The sequence below is a fragment of the Bradyrhizobium sp. B124 genome (assembly GCF_038967635.1).
GTDB lineage: Bacteria > Pseudomonadota > Alphaproteobacteria > Rhizobiales > Xanthobacteraceae > Bradyrhizobium.
Window position 1 is genome coordinate 3,962,577 of record NZ_CP152413.1, and the last position, 16,585, is coordinate 3,979,161.

The 16,585-nt window shown below is 64.7% G+C and carries 18 protein-coding genes; 9 read left to right on the forward strand and 9 right to left on the reverse strand.

All coding sequences use genetic code 11. The features are described from left to right. Positions 1-90 precede the first annotated feature (90 nt). Positions 91-843, forward strand: coding sequence for a rhodanese-related sulfurtransferase (locus tag AAFG13_RS19050; RefSeq protein WP_342712979.1), 753 nt, complete (start codon positions 91-93; stop codon positions 841-843). Continuing rightward, the gene (locus AAFG13_RS19055) at positions 836-1,051 is read left to right on the forward strand and encodes a SlyX family protein (RefSeq protein WP_212315664.1); all 216 of its coding nucleotides are present in this window, start codon (positions 836-838) and stop codon (positions 1,049-1,051) included. Before AAFG13_RS19050 ends, AAFG13_RS19055 begins: the two co-directional genes overlap by 8 nt. 30 nt (positions 1,052-1,081) lie before the next feature. Here AAFG13_RS19055 and AAFG13_RS19060 read toward each other — a convergent pair whose 3' ends face one another. Beyond that, a complete protein-coding gene (locus AAFG13_RS19060) occupies positions 1,082-1,969 on the reverse strand; it encodes a LysR family transcriptional regulator (RefSeq protein WP_249132260.1) in 888 nt (295 codons plus the stop codon). Positions 1,970-2,367: 398 nt separating this feature from the next. Between AAFG13_RS19060 and AAFG13_RS19065 the strand changes: the two genes are divergently transcribed. The 3 genes from AAFG13_RS19065 to AAFG13_RS19075 all read left to right on the forward strand — a co-directional run bounded on the left by AAFG13_RS19065 (position 2,368) and on the right by AAFG13_RS19075 (position 4,901). Continuing rightward, a complete protein-coding gene (locus AAFG13_RS19065) occupies positions 2,368-2,781 on the forward strand; it encodes a TadE/TadG family type IV pilus assembly protein (protein ID WP_212315666.1) in 414 nt (137 codons plus the stop codon). 1 nt (position 2,782) lies between these two features. Next, positions 2,783-4,453: a pilus assembly protein TadG-related protein gene (locus AAFG13_RS19070; protein ID WP_212315668.1), complete on the forward strand. Its 1,671-nt coding sequence runs from the start codon at positions 2,783-2,785 to the stop codon at positions 4,451-4,453. A gap of 157 nt (positions 4,454-4,610) precedes the next feature. Then, positions 4,611-4,901 carry a PilZ domain-containing protein gene (locus AAFG13_RS19075; RefSeq protein WP_342712980.1) on the forward strand — a complete coding sequence of 97 codons (291 nt, stop codon included), beginning with the start codon at positions 4,611-4,613 and terminating at the stop codon, positions 4,899-4,901. Between the two features lie 156 nt (positions 4,902-5,057). Here AAFG13_RS19075 and AAFG13_RS19080 read toward each other — a convergent pair whose 3' ends face one another. After that, on the reverse strand, positions 5,058-5,243 hold the full coding sequence (locus AAFG13_RS19080; protein ID WP_092124477.1) for a hypothetical protein: 186 nt from the start codon (positions 5,241-5,243) through the stop codon (positions 5,058-5,060). A 133-nt stretch (positions 5,244-5,376) separates the two neighbouring features. On the opposite strand from AAFG13_RS19080, the gene hemE reads away from it, so the two are divergent. Next, complete coding sequence (hemE, locus tag AAFG13_RS19085; RefSeq protein ID WP_342712981.1) at positions 5,377-6,423, forward strand: uroporphyrinogen decarboxylase; 1,047 nt, start codon at positions 5,377-5,379, stop codon at positions 6,421-6,423. 139 nt (positions 6,424-6,562) lie between these two features. On the opposite strand, the gene AAFG13_RS19090 is transcribed toward hemE, so the two are convergent. The 6 genes from AAFG13_RS19090 to AAFG13_RS19115 form a co-directional block, all read right to left on the reverse strand. After that, positions 6,563-8,194 (reverse strand): choline dehydrogenase, encoded by a 1,632-nt coding sequence (locus AAFG13_RS19090; protein ID WP_342712982.1) that lies wholly within the window; start codon positions 8,192-8,194, stop codon positions 6,563-6,565. 177 nt (positions 8,195-8,371) lie between these two features. After that, on the reverse strand, positions 8,372-9,181 hold the full coding sequence (locus AAFG13_RS19095) for a GntR family transcriptional regulator (RefSeq protein ID WP_342712983.1): 810 nt from the start codon (positions 9,179-9,181) through the stop codon (positions 8,372-8,374). 127 nt (positions 9,182-9,308) lie between these two features. Next, positions 9,309-9,638: a 2Fe-2S iron-sulfur cluster-binding protein gene (locus AAFG13_RS19100; protein ID WP_092124474.1), complete on the reverse strand. Its 330-nt coding sequence runs from the start codon at positions 9,636-9,638 to the stop codon at positions 9,309-9,311. Between the two features lie 12 nt (positions 9,639-9,650). Further along, positions 9,651-9,947, reverse strand: coding sequence for a ferredoxin (locus AAFG13_RS19105; RefSeq protein ID WP_212315674.1), 297 nt, complete (start codon positions 9,945-9,947; stop codon positions 9,651-9,653). Between the two features lie 3 nt (positions 9,948-9,950). After that, positions 9,951-10,295, reverse strand: a complete 345-nt coding sequence (locus AAFG13_RS19110; protein ID WP_092124472.1) for a 2Fe-2S iron-sulfur cluster-binding protein — start codon at positions 10,293-10,295, stop codon at positions 9,951-9,953. A gap of 21 nt (positions 10,296-10,316) precedes the next feature. Further along, positions 10,317-11,084, reverse strand: coding sequence for an iron-containing redox enzyme family protein (locus AAFG13_RS19115; RefSeq protein ID WP_173641155.1), 768 nt, complete (start codon positions 11,082-11,084; stop codon positions 10,317-10,319). A 309-nt stretch (positions 11,085-11,393) separates the two neighbouring features. On the opposite strand from AAFG13_RS19115, the gene AAFG13_RS19120 reads away from it, so the two are divergent. The 3 genes from AAFG13_RS19120 to AAFG13_RS19130 are packed head-to-tail and all read left to right on the forward strand — an operon-like array spanning position 11,394 to position 14,964. Next, positions 11,394-12,935: a hypothetical protein gene (locus tag AAFG13_RS19120; RefSeq protein WP_342712985.1), complete on the forward strand. Its 1,542-nt coding sequence runs from the start codon at positions 11,394-11,396 to the stop codon at positions 12,933-12,935. Positions 12,936-12,945: 10 nt separating this feature from the next. Next, the gene (locus AAFG13_RS19125; RefSeq protein WP_342712986.1) at positions 12,946-14,451 is read left to right on the forward strand and encodes an aldehyde dehydrogenase family protein; all 1,506 of its coding nucleotides are present in this window, start codon (positions 12,946-12,948) and stop codon (positions 14,449-14,451) included. Between the two features lie 39 nt (positions 14,452-14,490). Then, positions 14,491-14,964 carry a heme-binding protein gene (locus tag AAFG13_RS19130; protein WP_212315680.1) on the forward strand — a complete coding sequence of 158 codons (474 nt, stop codon included), beginning with the start codon at positions 14,491-14,493 and terminating at the stop codon, positions 14,962-14,964. Here the strand turns inward: AAFG13_RS19130 and AAFG13_RS19135 are convergent. Next, positions 14,954-16,585, reverse strand: a complete 1,632-nt coding sequence (locus AAFG13_RS19135) for a bifunctional 3-(3-hydroxy-phenyl)propionate/3-hydroxycinnamic acid hydroxylase (protein WP_342712987.1) — start codon at positions 16,583-16,585, stop codon at positions 14,954-14,956. The genes AAFG13_RS19130 and AAFG13_RS19135 overlap by 11 nt on opposite strands.

Here is a 16,585-nt window from a genome sequence, read left to right on the forward strand (position 1 = left end):
GCAATGCATGGTATGCCAGAGGAATTATCCCGATAATGCATGGCTTTGCGGGGTTTCGCCGCTCAGGCGGGCCTGATAAACACCCCGGCCATGCCCCTCAAGGTCGCCGCCTTCTACCAGTTCGCCGCGCTGCCCGACTTCCGCGCATTGCGCGAGCCGCTGCGCGCGCTCTGCACCAACCTTGATCTCAAGGGCAGCGTGCTGCTCGCGCATGAGGGCATCAACGGCACCATCGCCGGCAGCGACGAAGCCATCGATGGTTTCGTCGCTGAGCTCAGGCACGGGCCGCTGTTCGGCGGCCGCCTCGACAATCTCGAGCTGAAATTTTCCGAAGCCGCGCAGATGCCGTTCCAGCGGCTCAAGGTGCGGCTGAAGAAGGAGATCGTGACACTCGGCGATACCACGGTCGATCCGACGCGGCAGGTCGGCACCTATGTCGACGCCGGCGACTGGAACGAACTCATCGCCTCGCCTGACATCATGGTGCTCGACACCCGCAACGCGTTCGAGGTCGCGATGGGCAGTTTCGAAGGCGCGGTCGATCCCAAGATCGCGAGCTTCGGACAATTCAAGGAATTTGCCGCGCGGCACCTCGATCCCGCGAAGCACCGCAGGATTGCAATGTTCTGCACCGGCGGCATCCGCTGCGAGAAGGCGAGCGCCTATCTGCTCGCGCAAGGCTTCGGCGAGGTCTATCACCTCAAGGGCGGCATCCTGAAATATCTCGAGGAAACGCCGCGGCAGGACAGCCGCTGGCGCGGCGACTGCTTTGTGTTCGACGAACGGGTCGCGCTCGGCCACGGCCTGCGTGAACGTGGGCACGAGGATGCCGTCCATGAATGACGCGGCCAAGCTGAGCGAACGGATCGATGCGCTGGAGGTCCGCCTGACCTACCAGGACGAAGCCATCGAGACGCTGAATCAGACCATCACGACACAATGGAAGCAGATCGACGCGCTGACGCGCCAGCTCGCCGAGCTGCGCGACCGGCTTCAGGAGGCGGAACGCCAGGCGCCGGGCCCCGCCAACGAGCGCCCACCGCACTACTGATCGGCGCCGCCCCTGTCCGGCGCCGCCGGATTACATGTTGCTCACCTGACGCATCGGCTTCGCGCCGCTGAAGAACAGGCTGGACAACCGCTGCACCATCGCCGTCGCGCGGCTTCCCTCGAGGCCCGGCCGAACACACAGCAGGCGCTTCTGCAACGGAAGCTCCGGCAGATAATAGTCCTTCGCCGAGATCAGCGAGGACGGGATCATCCGCTCTGGGCATGCCGTCAGGCCGTATCCGGCCCGTGCGGCTTCGAGTCGCAGCTGGTGGTTCGGGCTCCTGAACACGATCTTGTACGAGATGTTGTGCTTGGTGAGCGTCCGGATCATCCAGTCGTCGCCCGGCCACGCCAGGATCGGGATCGGGGCGCCCGGCCGCAGAACAAAATCGCGTGACCGTACCCAAACCGAGCGCTCTTCGGCCTCGGCGGCGATCGTCACCTCGTGTTCGTTCTCCAGCGAAGGGTTGCTGTAGACGAAGGCGATGTCGATGTAGCCGTCGATCAATCCTCTGATGACGATCGGCGACATGTCGGCGTGAACCAGCACGTCGGCGAGTACGTCGGCCGGATGCAGCTTAAGGAATTCCTCGGCGAGCATCGTGCTTATTCCGAGCCGCAACGGCTGCGGTCCTTCGTGATTGCCGCCGAGCCGAAGCAGTTGGTCGTTCGCTTCGAGGATTCGCCTTGCCTGCTGCACGGCAACCTTGCCGAGCTCCGTCGTCGTGGTGCCGTTCGCCGTTCTGACGAAGAGCGCGCCGCCGACCAGGCTCTGCAGTCGCTTGACCTGCGAACTGATCGCCGGCTGACTGAGGCCGAGACGCTCGCCGGCCTTCGATAGACTTCCCGTCTCCGCAATCGCAACGACGGTGCGAACGATCTCTGTCGGAATATTCAAATGCTGACGTGGTCTGTGCATCGCGAGCCCTCCAATCTCAGCACGGGACGCAATTACGATCTCCATAGTATGCGATTCAGCTATACTAACATTTGGTTGCACTTTCGTTTAGCTTCAATTTGCCGCGATGCTATTGTAGTTGCAGGCCTTATGTATTGTTACGTGCATTGCCACGTAATGCTACGGTATCGGACGACTGCATCTGCACCCGCATGCAGCACCTCAACACAATCAGACCCCGGGTTTCTGCGGACACGGCATCAAAAATCCTGATCGCCCCATAACGTGTCGCCCACCCAATAAATTCGAACGCTGCCATTCAGCTGAATTGACGTCACTGATTCGCGGAAGCGTTTTCATAGTTTTCCTTAATCAAAGCCTCGCAACGTGGCGCCCTAGACTGCGTTTCGAGGTGTGCCATGACCAGGTTATTTCGGTGTCGAAGCGGCGCTTCTGCTGTCGAATTTGCGCTGATGCTGCCGCTGTTTCTCGCCTTCATTTTCGGCATCATTGTATTCGGTTCGTATCTCGCGATGGTGCATGGCGTCCAGCAACTCGCCGCCGAAGCGGCGCGGTCGTCGATCGCCGGAATGACCGACACCGAACGCAACAGCCTCGCGACGAGCTACGTCACCGCCAACGCATCGACCTATCCGCTGCTCGTAGCCAGCAATCTCACCGTCAATGCCGCACCGTCCCCATTGAACGCCAACGTCTACGTCGTGACGGTCAACTACAACGCGGCCGGCAACTTCATCTACAAGCTGCCTTTCGTCCCCACTCCGGCGAGCACCATCGTCCGCTCCGCTGCGATCCAGTACGGGGGATTCTAGCATGAGCGGCATCCTCATGCTGATGCGGCGCTTCGGCGCCGACGAACGAGGCAACTTCGCGATGATGTCGGCCGGCCTGATGACGCTCCTGATCGGGTGCGCCGGGCTTGCCATCGATCTCGGCACGATCTTCGCCGACCGGCGCAAGACCCAGAGCACCGCCGACCTCGCCGCGATCGTCGCTGCCGCCAATCTGAGCAATCCGGTCAACGCCGCCTCCGCGACGGTGACGCAGAACAACTATCCGGCCAGCGCGCTGGTCAAGGTCGAGACCGGGACCTACACCGCAAGCAGCGCCATCGCGCCGCAGGCTCGTTTCGTGACCCCGGCGGTCGGCATTCCGAACGCCGCGCGCGTCACGTTGACGACCAAGACCCCGCTCTACTTCGCGCGCTATATCACCGGCGCGAGCAGCTTCAACATCACGACGACCGCCACCGCGACATCGACCGAAATGGCCACGTTCGCGATCGGCTCGCGGCTGCTCTCGGTCAATGGCGGCGTGATCAATGCGCTGCTCGGCTCGATGCTCGGCACCACACTGTCGCTCTCGGTGATGGACTACAATTCGCTGATCAGCGCCAAGATCGACGCCCTCGACTTCCTGTCGGCGCTGGCAACCCGGGTCAACCTGACCGGCGTCACCTATAGCGACCTCCTGAGCAGCAACCTCAAGGTCGGCGATATCATGGCGGCCGCGCTGACCACACAGCAGATCACCAACGGCGCCAACGCGGCGACGACCGCACTGTCGACGATCTCCCAGGCCGTCACCGGCTCCTCAACCAAGATTTCGCCGGGCACCCTGGTCGATCTCGGCCCGTTTGCCAACCTCACGGTGGGACAGAAACCGAAGGTCGGCGCCAGCGTTTCGGTCTTCGATCTCATCAACACGGTGGCGCAGATCGCCAACGGCAACCATCAGATCGCAACCTCGGTCAATCTCGGCCTGCCCGGCATCGCCAACGTATCCGTGATCGCAACGATCGGCGAGCGTCCGGTCGGCTCGAGCTGGATCGCGATGGGCACCCAGGGCGTGAGCGTCCACACCGCGCAGACCAGGATCCTGGCGACCATCAATGTGCTCGGCTCCGGCAGCGTTTCCGCGATCAACCTCCCGGTCTATGTCGAGGTCGCCTCGGGTACCGCGACGCTCAACGCGGTCTCCTGCGGCCATCCGAACATCAACACCTCGCAGGTCACGATCGGCGTGACGCCGGGAATCGTCGACGCCTGGATCGGCAACGTCACGGTTGCCGACATGACCAACTTCACGACCAAGCCCAATCCGCCGCCGGCGCTGCTGGTCAATCTTGGCCTCATCACCGTCACCGGCCTCGCCCATGCCGGCATGGGCAACACCACGCCGACCAACGTCAACTTCAGCTACAGCGACATCCAGTCGGGGACGAAGAAGACGGTGACGACCACCAACTTCCTCACCTCGCTCACATCAACCCTGCTCGGCGACCTCTCGCTCACCATCAATGTCGGACCGCTCGGGCTTCCGATCCCGGGACTGGGCGCGCTCGTCATGAGCATCCTGAACGGCGTGACGAGCCCGATCGATCAGGTGCTGGCGTCCCTGCTCTCGACGCTCGGCATCGGGCTCGGCCAGGTCGACGTCTGGGTGCTGGGCGTCCGCTGCGACGGCGCGGTGCTGGTGAACTAGAGCATGATCCGGAAAAGTGTGTAGCGGTTTTCCGAAACGATCATGCTCAAAACAAAGAGATAGAGCGCGATGATGTTTCGACGAAAAGTCATCCCGCTCTAGGGCGTTCTCGGGGGAACGATCGCGCGCGGGCATCACATCGGGGTAGGAGACTGGCGTGAGTACAACAATAAAAAGATACAAGATCGACAGCCAGCGAACCGTCCTGATGAAGCGCGGAACGATCTTCTTCCGCAACACCAGCGTCGGATGTCTTGTGCTCAACATCTCGACCGGCGGCGCGGGGCTGGCCGTGGAAGGCGATGCCGCAATTCCGTTCGCGTTCGATCTCGAGATCGAGAGCGAACCGATCCGGCGGCACTGCATTCTGGTCTGGCACCTGGAGCGCCGGCTCGGCGTGACCTTCGAATTTGACCGGGTGCAGCGCCCCGAAGGCGGTCCGGTCTAGCCGGTCCAGCGCATCACGATACGGCGATTCCTGCCGCGACGATCGCGCCCCACACCGCGGGCGCGTTGCCCTTCGAACCACCGCTCCGCAGTGAGCCGTTCCTCGCACGGCTGAACCCATGTCGCATCGTGGTTAGCGACCGCTGGGATATAACAGCTAATTGTCCCGATTGCCGTCGTGCTTCGACGGCGCGGGTTGCGTGGCGCTGACCGGATCGGAGGCCGGGAAGGTATCCTCCAGCCCCTCCTTCAATCGGGAGCGCGCCTTGCGGTCGGCAGCCCGTGCCTCGTGCGGCTTCTCGGCGTGCTTGTCATGTGCTGCAGGATCGAATTTCTCGGCCATGTCGTCCCTCCATTCCGGGGGACAACGCCCCTCCGCAAACCGGGGTTCCAGAACCGCCTTGAGTATCGCCTTGGCCCATTGCGCCGCAGCGTGTATCAGGGGCCAAATTTTGACCGTGATCAGGAACTTTCGCGTGCCCCAGGATCCCACCAAGAAGCCGCTCATCGACCTCCTGTCGGGCCACCGGCAAGCCGTGCCGCCGCTCTGGATGATGCGGCAGGCCGGCCGCTATCTGCCGGAATATCGCGAGCTGCGCGCCAAGGCCGGCGGCTTCCTCGATCTCTGCTTCACGCCCGAATTCGCCACCGAGATCACGCTGCAGCCGATCCGCAGGTTCAACTTCGACGCCGCCATCATCTTCTCCGACATCCTGGTGATCCCCTACGCGCTCGGCCGTTCGGTGCGCTTTGAGGCTGGCGAAGGGCCGCGGCTCGATCCGCTGGCAACGCCCGGCGAGATCGCGACGCTGGCCACCCGGGCCAATTTCGACAAGCTCGAGCCGGTCTTTGAAGCGCTGCGCCGCGTCCGGCGCGAGCTTGCGCCCGAGATCACGCTGATCGGCTTCTGCGGTGCGCCATGGACGGTTGCGACCTACATGGTGGCCGGACAGAGCACGCCGGACCAGGCCCCCGCGCGGATGCTCGCCTATCGCCATCCGGACGCCTTCGCCGGGATTATCGACGTGCTGGTCGAGAACTCGATCCACTACCTTGTCGGGCAGCTCAAGGCCGGCGCCGACTGCCTGCAGATCTTCGACACCTGGGCCGGCGTGCTGCCGCCACGCGAGTTCGCCCGCTGGTCGATCGAGCCGACCCGGCGCATCGTTGCCGGGGTACGCAAGCAGATTCCCGGTGCCCGGATCATCGGCTTTCCGCGCGGCGCGGCGGGCATGCTGCCGGCCTATGTCGAGCAAACCGGCGTCGATGCCGTCTCGATCGACTGGGCCGCCGAGCCGTCGATGATCCGCGAGCGCGTGCAAAGCCGCGTCGCCGTGCAGGGCAATCTCGATCCGCTGGCCCTGATTGCCGGCGGCGCCGCGCTCGACCGCGCGGTCGACGATGTGCTGGAGAACTTCGGCAAGGGGCGGCTGATCTTCAATCTCGGTCACGGCATCCTGCAGGAGACGCCGATCGCCCATGTCGAGCAGATGGTCGCACGGGTGCGCGCGTATAGGGGGTGAGGCCTCGCGGCACTGCCCTCTCACCGTCACCCCGAGGTGGCCGCTTCTTCAGCGGCCCTCGAAGGGTCGACGGCCCGTCTGTGGCCGTGCATCCTTCGAGGCTCGCTTCGCTCGCACCTCAGGATGACGGCGCGAGATATTACCTTGCATCCTCCAAAATCATGTCCGACGCCTTCTCCGCGATCATGATCGTCGGCGCGTTGGTATTGCCCGACATCAGGTCCGGCATGACGGACGCATCGACCACGCGCAGACCCTCGACACCGCGCACCTTGAGCCGCTGGTCGACGACCGCGAGCGCATCGTTGCCCATCCGGCAGGTCGAGGTCGGATGATAGACCGTGCTGCCGGTGCGGCGGCAGAAATCGAGCAAATCGTCGTCGCTCACCACTTTGGCGCCGGGATCCACTTCCCCGACCGAGTATGATTTCAGCGCCGGCGCGGCCAGGATCTTGCGCAGGATGCGGATGCCGTCGATGAAGGCGCGGCGATCGGTCTCGGTCGCCAGATAGTTGATGCGGATTTCCGGCGGCGCGCCCGGGTCCGCGCTCCTGATCTTCAGCGAGCCACGGCTCTCCGGGCGGAGCTGGCAGACCGACGCCGTAAAGCCCGAGAACGCATGCAGCTTCTCGCCCATCTTGTCGGTCGAGAACGGCAGGAAGTGGATCTGGATGTCCGGTGACGCCAGCCGCGGACTGGTCTTGAAGAACGCCCCCGAGGTGCCGGCGGCGATGGTCAGCGGCCCCTTGCGCAACGCCGCGTAGCGCAGGCCCGCCATGACGCGGCGCACCGGATTGTTGATGACGTCGTTCAGCGTGACGGTCTGGGCGCAGCGCGTGACGATGCGCACCTGCATGTGATCCTGCAGGTCGTTGCCGACGCCGGGCGCATCGAGCAGAACCTCGATGCCATGCTGCCTCAGCAGATCGGCAGGGCCGACGCCGGACAGCTGCAGCAATTGCGGCGAGTTGTACGCGCCGCTCGACACCAGCACCTCCTTGCGCGCTTTGGCCGTGCGCAACTGTCCGTTCTGCTTGTACGCGACGCCGCTCGCGCGCTTGCCGTCGAACAGGATGCGCTGCGCCAGCGCCGACGTCTCGACATGCAGATTGCCGCGCGTCAGCGCCGGCCGCAGATAGGACCGCGCCGTCGAGGCGCGCCGGCCGCGCCGCGTCGTGGTCTGGAAGAAGCCCGCGCCCTCCTGGGTCGCGCCGTTGAAATCGGGATTGGTCGGGATGCCGACCTCGGCCGCGGCATGCACGAAAGCTTCCGACAGCGGATCGGCATGCCGCCAGTCCGACACCGGCAGCGGACCGCCAGCGCCGTGATATTTGTCGCCGCCGCGCTGCTGATCCTCCGCCTTCCTGAAATAGGGCAACACGTCGTCATAACCCCAGCCGGCATTGCCGCGCTGCCGCCAGCGGTCGTAGTCCTCGTGCTGCCCGCGGACATAGAGCAGGCCGTTGATCGAGCTGGAGCCGCCGAGCACCTTGCCGCGCGGCTGGAACACCTGCCGCCCGTTCAGGCCGGGCTCAGGCTCGGTCTGGTACATCCAGTTGACGGATTTTTCCTTGAACAGCTTGCCGTAGCCGAGCGGGACATGGATCCAGATGTTGGTGTCCTTCGGCCCGGCCTCGAGCAGCAGCACCGAGTGCCTGCCGTCGGCGCTCAGGCGGTTGGCGAGCACGCAGCCGGCCGACCCAGCGCCGACGATGACGTAATCAAATTCGGCGACGTCGTTCGGCGACGCGCCACCCTTGTTGTTGTTCATGGGTTTCCCCCGGCCATGCGGCGCGGCCGGCAGGGTTGCGCCCCTGCCCAGCATTGGGAAGAGACGTAGCGAGCGTGGCAGATACGGTCAAGAAAGTTAGCTGACGATCCGGAGCGGTACCACCGGACCTTTGACCGCGGGATCGGCGGCCACAAACCATCAACGCGACGGGTGCGTTCAGCTCTCTGCTTTTCGCCGCCGCGTACCGGCGCGCTGCTGGTTCCGGCGCGCCGGCTTGGTCACCGCCTGATCCACGCGGGAGCCGGACGGCAGGCCATATTTCGCCGACGCCGCCTCCAGCGAGGCCTCCTCATCGGGCACATGGAGGCTGGAGAGAAAATCCGCGCCTGCCCGCATCACGTGCTCGGCGGCAAGCGTGGCGGCGGCGCGCTCGTCGCCGGCGATGATGGCGCGCAGGATCGCGGCGTGCTCATCCCAGGTCCGCGCCTGGCGCACCGGATCGGTCGGTGAGAACAGCATCGCCGTGCGTTCGCGCAGCCGCTTGAGCAGATCGGCGAGCACGCGGTTGCGACCGGCCTCCGCCAGTTCATGGTGGAATTGCTGGTTGAGATCCGACAACAGGTCGTAGCGCCGCCCCGCGACCGCCTCGTTGCCCTGCTTCAACACCGCCGCGATCCGCTTGATGATGCTCTCTTCGCGGCGACGCGCAGCCAAGCGCGCATTTTGTCCCTCGAGCAGCGCGCGCACTTCGACCGTCTCGCGGGCTTCCTCATCGCTCATCGTGATGACGGAGGCGCCGCGCCGCGCGGTCACCTCGACGAGCCCCTCCGACTCCAGCACGCGGATCGCCTCGCGCACGGGATTGCGGGAAACCCCGAGCTCGTCGGCGAGGCGGCCCTCGACCAGCCGCTCGCCCGGCTTCAGCCGCCGGCTCAGGATCGCCTGCCGCAGCTCCTCGATGACCTTGCCGTGGAGGGAGAGGTAGTCGTCGCCGAGACGTTTGGAGCTTCCGAGCTTGCCTGCCATGAACCGACCTGTCCGGCCGCGCCTCGCTCAATGCATGGACACCGGAGGTCCAGCGAGCTGCCAGAGTCCTGGCCGAATGACCGCTGTTGCGTATTTAGACCGCCGGCTGCATGCCATCAAGCCGCGCTCATTCGCCGTCAACAGCTACAGGTCGAGCCGCCGGCACCGCGGCCTTCGGCACCCACGACACGCTCACGCTGCCGGTGAGAAAGGTCTGGCACGCCATCCGATAGCCGGCGGCGAACTGCGCGTCGGTGAGGTGCTTTCGTTCCTTCGGCTTGATCGCATCGGTGTTCTCGATGCCTTTCTCGATCAGGCATTTGCAGGTTCCACAGAGGCCGCCGCCGCACTTGAACGGAATGCCGCCCTGCTCGCGCAGCGAGACGCGCAGCAGATTGCTGTTCTCCGCCGCGGTGACGGTTTTCCCGCCGTTGGTCAGAAACGTGACTTCGATCATCCCGCCATCCGCTCAGCGCTTGCGCAGCTTGGTGTCCATGTGACCGAATGTGATGAGGTGCTCGAGTTCGTTCAGCGCCCGCTCGGGCGTCTCGAACTTTTCGAGGAATTTCGAGGGCACCTCGTTCACGATCGGCGGCGACCAGGCTTCGTCGATCACCTTGACCTTGGTCTCCTCGACCAGCTCTGCAATCACGAACGTCGCTTTCCTGATGCCGTAGAACAGGTAGTCATAGGCCGCGAGCGGCCGCAGGCCGTCAGTGATCTCGGTGCGAAACTGCCCCGGCTTGCTCGTCAGTATCACATACATCGGTCACGTCCTCCCAACCGCGGCGCCGGCCGGCGCGACGACGTCGACCAGCGGGGCTGCCTCCTGCGACAGTTCAACGTCATGCGTGAGCCAGAGCTGGCAGGCGAGGCGATATCCCTGCTCGATCCTGGCACCGAGGCGCTTCTTTTCCTTCCAGTTCGGCTCCGGCAAGTGCTCGCCGCCCTTGATGATCAGCGACGCGCACTTCCCGCACTTCCCCATCCCGCAGCCGTAAAGGAAGTTGGGATAGGGAAACTGGCGGATGCCGGCGCGGACCACCAGATTGGTGTTTTCCTTGACCTCGCCGACAAAGGTCTCGCCGTTGCGGTGAAAGATGACGTTGGGCATCGCGCCGCTGCTCCCTGCGGCTCAGGCCTGCAACAGCACGCGTTCTTCAGCGGAGACGCCGCTGGCAAGATCAAGCTCCGCCAGCGGAATGTCGCTTGCGACATAGTCGTGGTACAGCGCGGTCGTGTAGAGCAGCCGCATCTGTGCGCCGATCTCGCAGATCTTGAGACAGCGCTGCTGCAGCTCGACCGTATTGGCGTGCTCGAGCACGATCTGGTAGCCGCGCTCGCCGTGAATCTCATCCGATACGATGTGAAGGTCGAAGAATTCGACTTCCTCGTCGGTGAATTTGTACTTCTCGCGCAGGGTCGGCGTCTGCTTTCGGTAAATTGAAGGTACCTGCGACTCCAGGCCAACCACGAGACCGGCCACCGCGACGATCGGGTCCTCACGCATCGCGACCGCATAGCACCAGCTCTGCAGCCCGCGCGTCGTCGGCGTCATGTTGTCAGGGTTCTTGATACGCGCCGCGGTCGTGCCGCAGGCCTCCGCGAAGCGGATCAGCAGATCGGTGTGACGGTCGCCCCCGATCTCCTCCTCATACATATTGGCGAGCAGGAAGTCCTTGGCTTCCTGGTACTGCTCCGGCATCCGCGCATAGATGTAGCCGAGGTAATCGGCGAACGGACCGACATAGTGGTAGTGGTTCTCGGCCCAGCGCGCGAGATGCGCGCGGCTGAGCTTGCCGCTCGCCCAGGCGACGCTGAACGGAGCCTTGTTGGCGCTCTTTCCCTTGATGGCATTTTCGAGGGCCGCTCGAAATTCCACGTGATCCATCAGCTTTTGCATCGTGGCGCTCCTGTGCCGTGAAGAAATGGCCGCCCGACAACGGACCATCGGTCCGATTTTGGTTGGCGATTTCGGTATACTGTATACTATCTTTGCGCCTGTCAACACCGAAGGCCGGGTTCCACGCCCTCCATTCCACCCGACACCAACCGCCTCGAATCGCCGCTATTTTGTGCTTCATATGCACAAAAATGCGGTCGGAGCTGCTCCCATCCTTCCGCGACGCACGGATTGCCAGCTCGCAATTTGCGCTTGCCATTGCGGAATACAGTATACATTATTCGCGGCATTAGAGGGGAAGCAACAACCATGCAGCACGCTCCGATCGTTGCCGCGCACTGGGTCTATTTGCTCGGCGTCGCCGTCATCGTTCTCACCATGATCTGGCGCGCGAACGTCGTGGTGCCGTCGGTGATCGCGACACTCCTGGTCGCGCTTGCCTGGACGCACAGCCCGGTCGCGGCACTCGCCAGCGTCTTCAACGCGAGCTTCACCGCCGCCAAGGAGCTCTTCAACATCTTCCTGGTGATCGCGCTGATGACGGCGCTGCTGAACGCGCTCAAGGTGCTGCGCTCGGACATTCGCATGGTCGAACCGTTCCGCGCCATTATGAAGAGCGGACACACCGCCTACTTCGTGCTTGCCGCCATCACCTATGTGATCTCGCTGTTCTTCTGGCCGACGCCGGCAGTGCCGCTGGTTTCCGCGGTGCTGCTGCCCGCGGCGATTGCGGCCGGCCTGTCGCCGCTCGGCGGTGCCATTGCGATCGCGATCGCCGGGCAAGGCATGGCGCTGTCGTCGGACTACGTGATCGGCGTCGCGCCCGGGATCAGCGCCAAGGCGGCCGGCGCCGCGGTCAGCGCCGCCACCGTCGCGGACCGCGCGCTGGTGCTGTCGCTCATCACGGGCGGCATCGCGTTGACGCTCGCCTATCTTTCGATCCGCAAGTCGATCACCAAGGCCGATGAGCGGCTGCTGGAGCGCTGGCAGGCGCGGTCCAGCAACGGCGAATTGGCACGGCTGGAGCAGGAAGGCAGCTTCGACAAGGCGGAGATCGCACGCGGCACCGCCGACGGCCAGCGGCCGCTCGCGACCCAGGCGCAGATCGACAAGGAACTCGCCGGGGTGCCGACCCGCCGCGAAGGCTGGTCGAAATTCTTTGCGGTTGCGACCCCGCTCGCCTTTCTCTGCGTCATCGCGGTGATGGTGCTGGCCAAGCTTGGCATCGGCCACGACCTCAAGGGCGGCGACGCTGCCGCACTGGTCGGCGGCGTCGCCGCGATCCTGATGATCTGCGCATCCTTCATCACCGACGACCTGCGCAAATTCCTCGACACCAGCGCCGACCACGTCACCGAAGGCTTCGTCTTCGCATTCAAGGCGATGGGCTCCGTGCTGCCGATCGCGGGCTTCTTCTTTCTCGGCGCCGAGCCGAGCCTGTCCGCGCCGATCCTCGGGGTGCCCGCCGCCCAGGCGCCGAGCCTGCTGTTCGAACTGATCCAGACCGCGCAAGCCTGGATACCGGGCAACGAGTTTTTCGTCGCGTTCGGCATCCTGATATCAGGCATGATCACCGGCATCGACGGCTCGGGCTTTGCCGGCTTGCCGCTGACCGGCTCACTGTCGGGTGCGCTGGCACCGTCGGTCGGGATGGAGCCCGCAACGCTCGCCGCGATCGGCCAGATGGGTGCGGTGTGGACCGGCGGCGGCACCCTGGTGGCCTGGTCGTCGCTGATCGCAGTGGCCGGCTTCGCGCGCGTCCCCGTCTTCCAGATCGTGCGAACCGCGATGGTCCCCGTATTGACCGGGCTCGCGGTGTCGACCGCCTGCGCAGTCCTGATCTGGCATTGAGGAGAATCCTGTGACGATAGCTGAAACGACGATAGGCAACGCCTGCCCGTCCGCGGACGGCAACGCAGGGATCGAGGAATTTCCGAACCTGATCGCCGGCGAGCGGATCGCAAGCGCGTCCGGCAGACTGTTCGTGAACATCAATCCCGCCGACACCAGCGACCTGGTCGGACGCTTCCAGGAATCGACCGCCGCCGATGCGCAAGCGGCCGTCAATGCCGCGGCCGCCGCGTTCGAAGGCTGGCGGCGGACGCCGATCTCCAAACGCGCCGCGATCCTGAACCGGGCCGCCGATCATCTCGAGGCCCGCGCCGATCACATCGCGCGAGAGATGACGCGGGAAATGGGCAAGTCGCTCGGCCTCGCCCGCGACGAGGTGCTGCGCTCGGCCCAGACCCTGCGGTTCTATGCCGTCGAGGGACAGTCGCTTACCGGCGAGGTGTTTCCGAACGACGATTCGGACATGACGGTCTATACGTTGCGCGAGCCGCTCGGCGTCGTGTCGGTGATCACACCCTGGAATTTTCCGATTTCCATCCCTGCGCGCAAGATCGCGCCGGCCCTCATTACCGGCAATACGGTGGTGTTCAAACCATCATCCGATGCACCGCTCAGCGGCTATCGCCTGGCGGAGGCGCTGATTGCGGCAGGCCTGCCGAACGGCGCGCTCAACTTCATCACCGGCAAGGCCGGCGAGATCGGGCCTAGCATCACCGAGCCGCCGGTCGTTCGGGCGATTTCCTTCACCGGGTCGACCTCCGCCGGCGAACAGATTTGTCGCGCGGTCAGCTTCACGACCCGCACGCAGATGGAGCTCGGCGGCAAGAACCCGCTGATCGTCATGGACGACGCCGACCTCGATCTGGCGGTCGATCTGACCGTCAAAGGCGGCCTGTCGCTGGCCGGCCAGGCCTGTACCGGCACCAGCCGGGTCCTGGTCATGAAGCAGGTACGGACCGAGTTCACCGCACGACTGCTCGCCAAGGTGAAGGCGATCAAGATCGGCAGCGGCCTCACCAGCGGGATGGAGATGGGGCCGCTCGCCACAGCCAGGCAGCTCGAAACCGTGCTGCGCTACGTCGCAATCGGGAAGAAGGAAGCGACGCACCTCTATGGCGGCGACCGGCTCACCGGTGCCGCCTATGACGGCGGCTACTTCGTCTCACCCGCGATCTTCACCGATGTGACCCAGGACATGACGATCGCACGCGAGGAAATCTTCGGCCCGGTCATCGCGATCATCGAGGTCGACAGCTATACTGACGCGATCGCCAAGGCCAATGCCAGCGAATACGGCCTGTCGGCCGCGATCGTGACGCGCAACCCGCGCGCGATGCACGATTTCGCCAATGACATCCAGTCCGGAACGGTGAAGATCAACCGCACCACCACGGGCAATTTGATCAACGCGCCGTTCGGCGGATTGAAACGGTCGAGCACCTCGACCTTCCGCGAGTCCGGCCGCACCGGCCTCGAATTCTACACCCAGATCAAGACGGTCTACCGCGGCACCTGAGCCGCGGTCGACCGCCCACCCCAATCCTGGACCAGAGCGATGAGACAGTCTTTCAAACTCGAACTTGCCGAAGCCCGCCACATGATCGCGGCCGCGATCCGCAAATCCGCCGAGATCGGCGTTGCGGAGACGGTCTGCGTGACCGACGACGGCGGCTATCCGCTGGCGCTGGAGCGGATGGATGGCGCGCGGATCACCGGCCCGCAGATTGCCTGGAACAAGGCGTTCACGGCGGCCGGGCACAAGCGCTCCACCCATCTGTTCAACCAGCCACCGAACGGACCTGCCCTGCCCGGCAACGAGGCCTTCGGCATCCAGTGGAGTTTTGACGGAAAATTCGCCGTGTTCGTCGGCGGCTTTCCGATCGTGGTCGACGACGCGGTTGTCGGCGGCATCGGGTTGAGCGGCGGCAACGGCGAGCAGGATACCCAATGCGGCGTCGCAGCCCTGCAGGCCTTGCAGGAGTTGCTGCGCGGCCATCGTGTGCTGGTCGCAGCCGACATCAAGAAGTGACTGGTGTCGCCGGGAACGGCTGATGTCTCGCACCGAGACCTTCGAGCAGTTGCCCGACGAGCATATTGAGCTCGTCGGCGCTGCGTGCGGCTCCGAAGACGTAACGGTCGGGCCGCACGATGACCGCGGTGGCGCCATGTTGCCGCATCCAGTCGGCGAACAGCCCGTCGCGCTCGACCACGTTCAGAATGCCGTTGGCATCGCCGCCTTCACCTGACGTGGCGATGACGACACGTTCGCCGTCGAGATGCTGCCAGGCGGCACAAGACGCGTCCGACAGCCACGCCATCGGCTCCGCGGCCGCCGTCGCGATCGCGAACTCCGGCCTCAGCAAATCGTCGAGCCGGCACGTCCGTCCATCCGGCGCACGCACATGCGGCTGCACGAACAGCCGCCCGGCCAGAACGGCATCGCGCGCGATCAGACCGGAGACGAGATCCGGGATGAATTTCTGCCTGATGGTTTCGGCCTTGCCGGCCTTCAGGTCGGCGCGCAGCCGCACGTCACGTTCGGCGGCCGCTACAGGATCGAGTTCGCCGATGATCTTGCCGAACTCCTTGGCGCTGGCCACGACGGCGCGGACATGCGGCTTGCGCTCGATCTCGTAAGCGTCGAGCAGCGCCTCGTGGGCGTCGCCACGGAGAACCAGCCTCAGCTTCCAGGCCAGGTTAACGGCATCGCGGATGCCGGCGCACAGCCCCTGGCCGAGGAACGGCGGCGTCTGGTGCACGGCATCGCCCATCAGGAGCACGCGGCGGTCGCGCCAGCGCTGCCCAAGCAGCGCGTGGAAGCGATAGACCGCCGAGCGCCAGATCGTGAGGTCGGAAATGTCGGTGAAGCCCTTCAGCAGCGTCACGACGTTGTCGGGTGCGCCGAACGCCTCGGGATCCTCGCCCGGCAGCAGCTTGATCTCCCAGCGCCGCAGATTGCGCGGCCCCGGCACGAAGGTGCCGGGACGCGACGGCCAGCAATACTGAAAACTCCTGGCCGGCCGCTTGGCGGGATCGCTGGTCAGCGTGTCCACCACCATCCACCATTCGTCGAAGGCGAGGTCGTCGAGACCAATGCCGAGCTGCTTGCGCACGAAGCTGTTGGCGCCGTCGCAGCCGACCAGATAACGCGCGCGGATCAGGAACTCCTCGCCTCCCTCGCGCTGCGCGGTCAACGTCACTGTACTGTCGTCCTGCTCCAGCGCCACGCCGGCGGCCGCAAGGAAAACGTCGACATGCGGATATCCAGCGAGCTTCTCGCGCAGCGCCTGCTCGACATCAGGCTGCACGAAAGTCACGTTCGGAATCCAGCCGAGCGGATATGGCGGCGGCATCGGGTCGAAGATCTTGATGATCTCGCCGTCGACGCCGAGATAATGCGAGCCGTTATGCGGGGCGATCGCCTGCTCCATGAAATCGCCGAGCCCGATCGCCTGCAGCACGCGCAGCGCCTCGTGATCGAGCGTGATCGCGCGCGGCTTGTCGTAGATGTCGGCAGTGCGCTCGACGACCGCGACGCTCAGGCCGGCTTTCGCGAGCAGATTGGCGAAGATGGCGCCGACCGGTCCGAGGCCGACGATGGCCGCGTCATACAAGGGATCATGCCCGGGGTTCTCGAGAGACATCGACAT

Excerpts from the sequence above, each read along its gene's own strand:
- AAFG13_RS19055 (WP_212315664.1), top strand. The coding sequence starts at position 836 with ATGAATGACGCGGCCAAGCTGAGCGAACGGATCGATGCGCTGGAGGTC.
- AAFG13_RS19060 (WP_249132260.1), bottom strand. The coding sequence starts at position 1,969 with ATGCACAGACCACGTCAGCATTTGAATATTCCGACAGAGATCGTTCGC.
- AAFG13_RS19120 (WP_342712985.1), top strand. The coding sequence starts at position 11,394 with ATGCAGCACGCTCCGATCGTTGCCGCGCACTGGGTCTATTTGCTCGGC.
- AAFG13_RS19090 (WP_342712982.1), bottom strand. The coding sequence starts at position 8,194 with ATGAACAACAACAAGGGTGGCGCGTCGCCGAACGACGTCGCCGAATTT.
- AAFG13_RS19080 (WP_092124477.1), bottom strand. The coding sequence starts at position 5,243 with ATGGCCGAGAAATTCGATCCTGCAGCACATGACAAGCACGCCGAGAAG.
- AAFG13_RS19095 (WP_342712983.1), bottom strand. The coding sequence starts at position 9,181 with ATGGCAGGCAAGCTCGGAAGCTCCAAACGTCTCGGCGACGACTACCTC.
- AAFG13_RS19135 (WP_342712987.1), bottom strand. The coding sequence starts at position 16,585 with ATGTCGATGTCTCTCGAGAACCCCGGGCATGATCCCTTGTATGACGCG.
- AAFG13_RS19065 (WP_212315666.1), top strand. The coding sequence starts at position 2,368 with ATGACCAGGTTATTTCGGTGTCGAAGCGGCGCTTCTGCTGTCGAATTT.
- AAFG13_RS19110 (WP_092124472.1), bottom strand. The coding sequence starts at position 10,295 with ATGCCCAACGTCATCTTTCACCGCAACGGCGAGACCTTTGTCGGCGAG.
- AAFG13_RS19070 (WP_212315668.1), top strand. The coding sequence starts at position 2,783 with ATGAGCGGCATCCTCATGCTGATGCGGCGCTTCGGCGCCGACGAACGA.
- AAFG13_RS19105 (WP_212315674.1), bottom strand. The coding sequence starts at position 9,947 with ATGTATGTGATACTGACGAGCAAGCCGGGGCAGTTTCGCACCGAGATC.
- AAFG13_RS19050 (WP_342712979.1), top strand. The coding sequence starts at position 91 with ATGCCCCTCAAGGTCGCCGCCTTCTACCAGTTCGCCGCGCTGCCCGAC.
- AAFG13_RS19130 (WP_212315680.1), top strand. The coding sequence starts at position 14,491 with ATGAGACAGTCTTTCAAACTCGAACTTGCCGAAGCCCGCCACATGATC.
- AAFG13_RS19100 (WP_092124474.1), bottom strand. The coding sequence starts at position 9,638 with ATGATCGAAGTCACGTTTCTGACCAACGGCGGGAAAACCGTCACCGCG.
- AAFG13_RS19115 (WP_173641155.1), bottom strand. The coding sequence starts at position 11,084 with ATGCAAAAGCTGATGGATCACGTGGAATTTCGAGCGGCCCTCGAAAAT.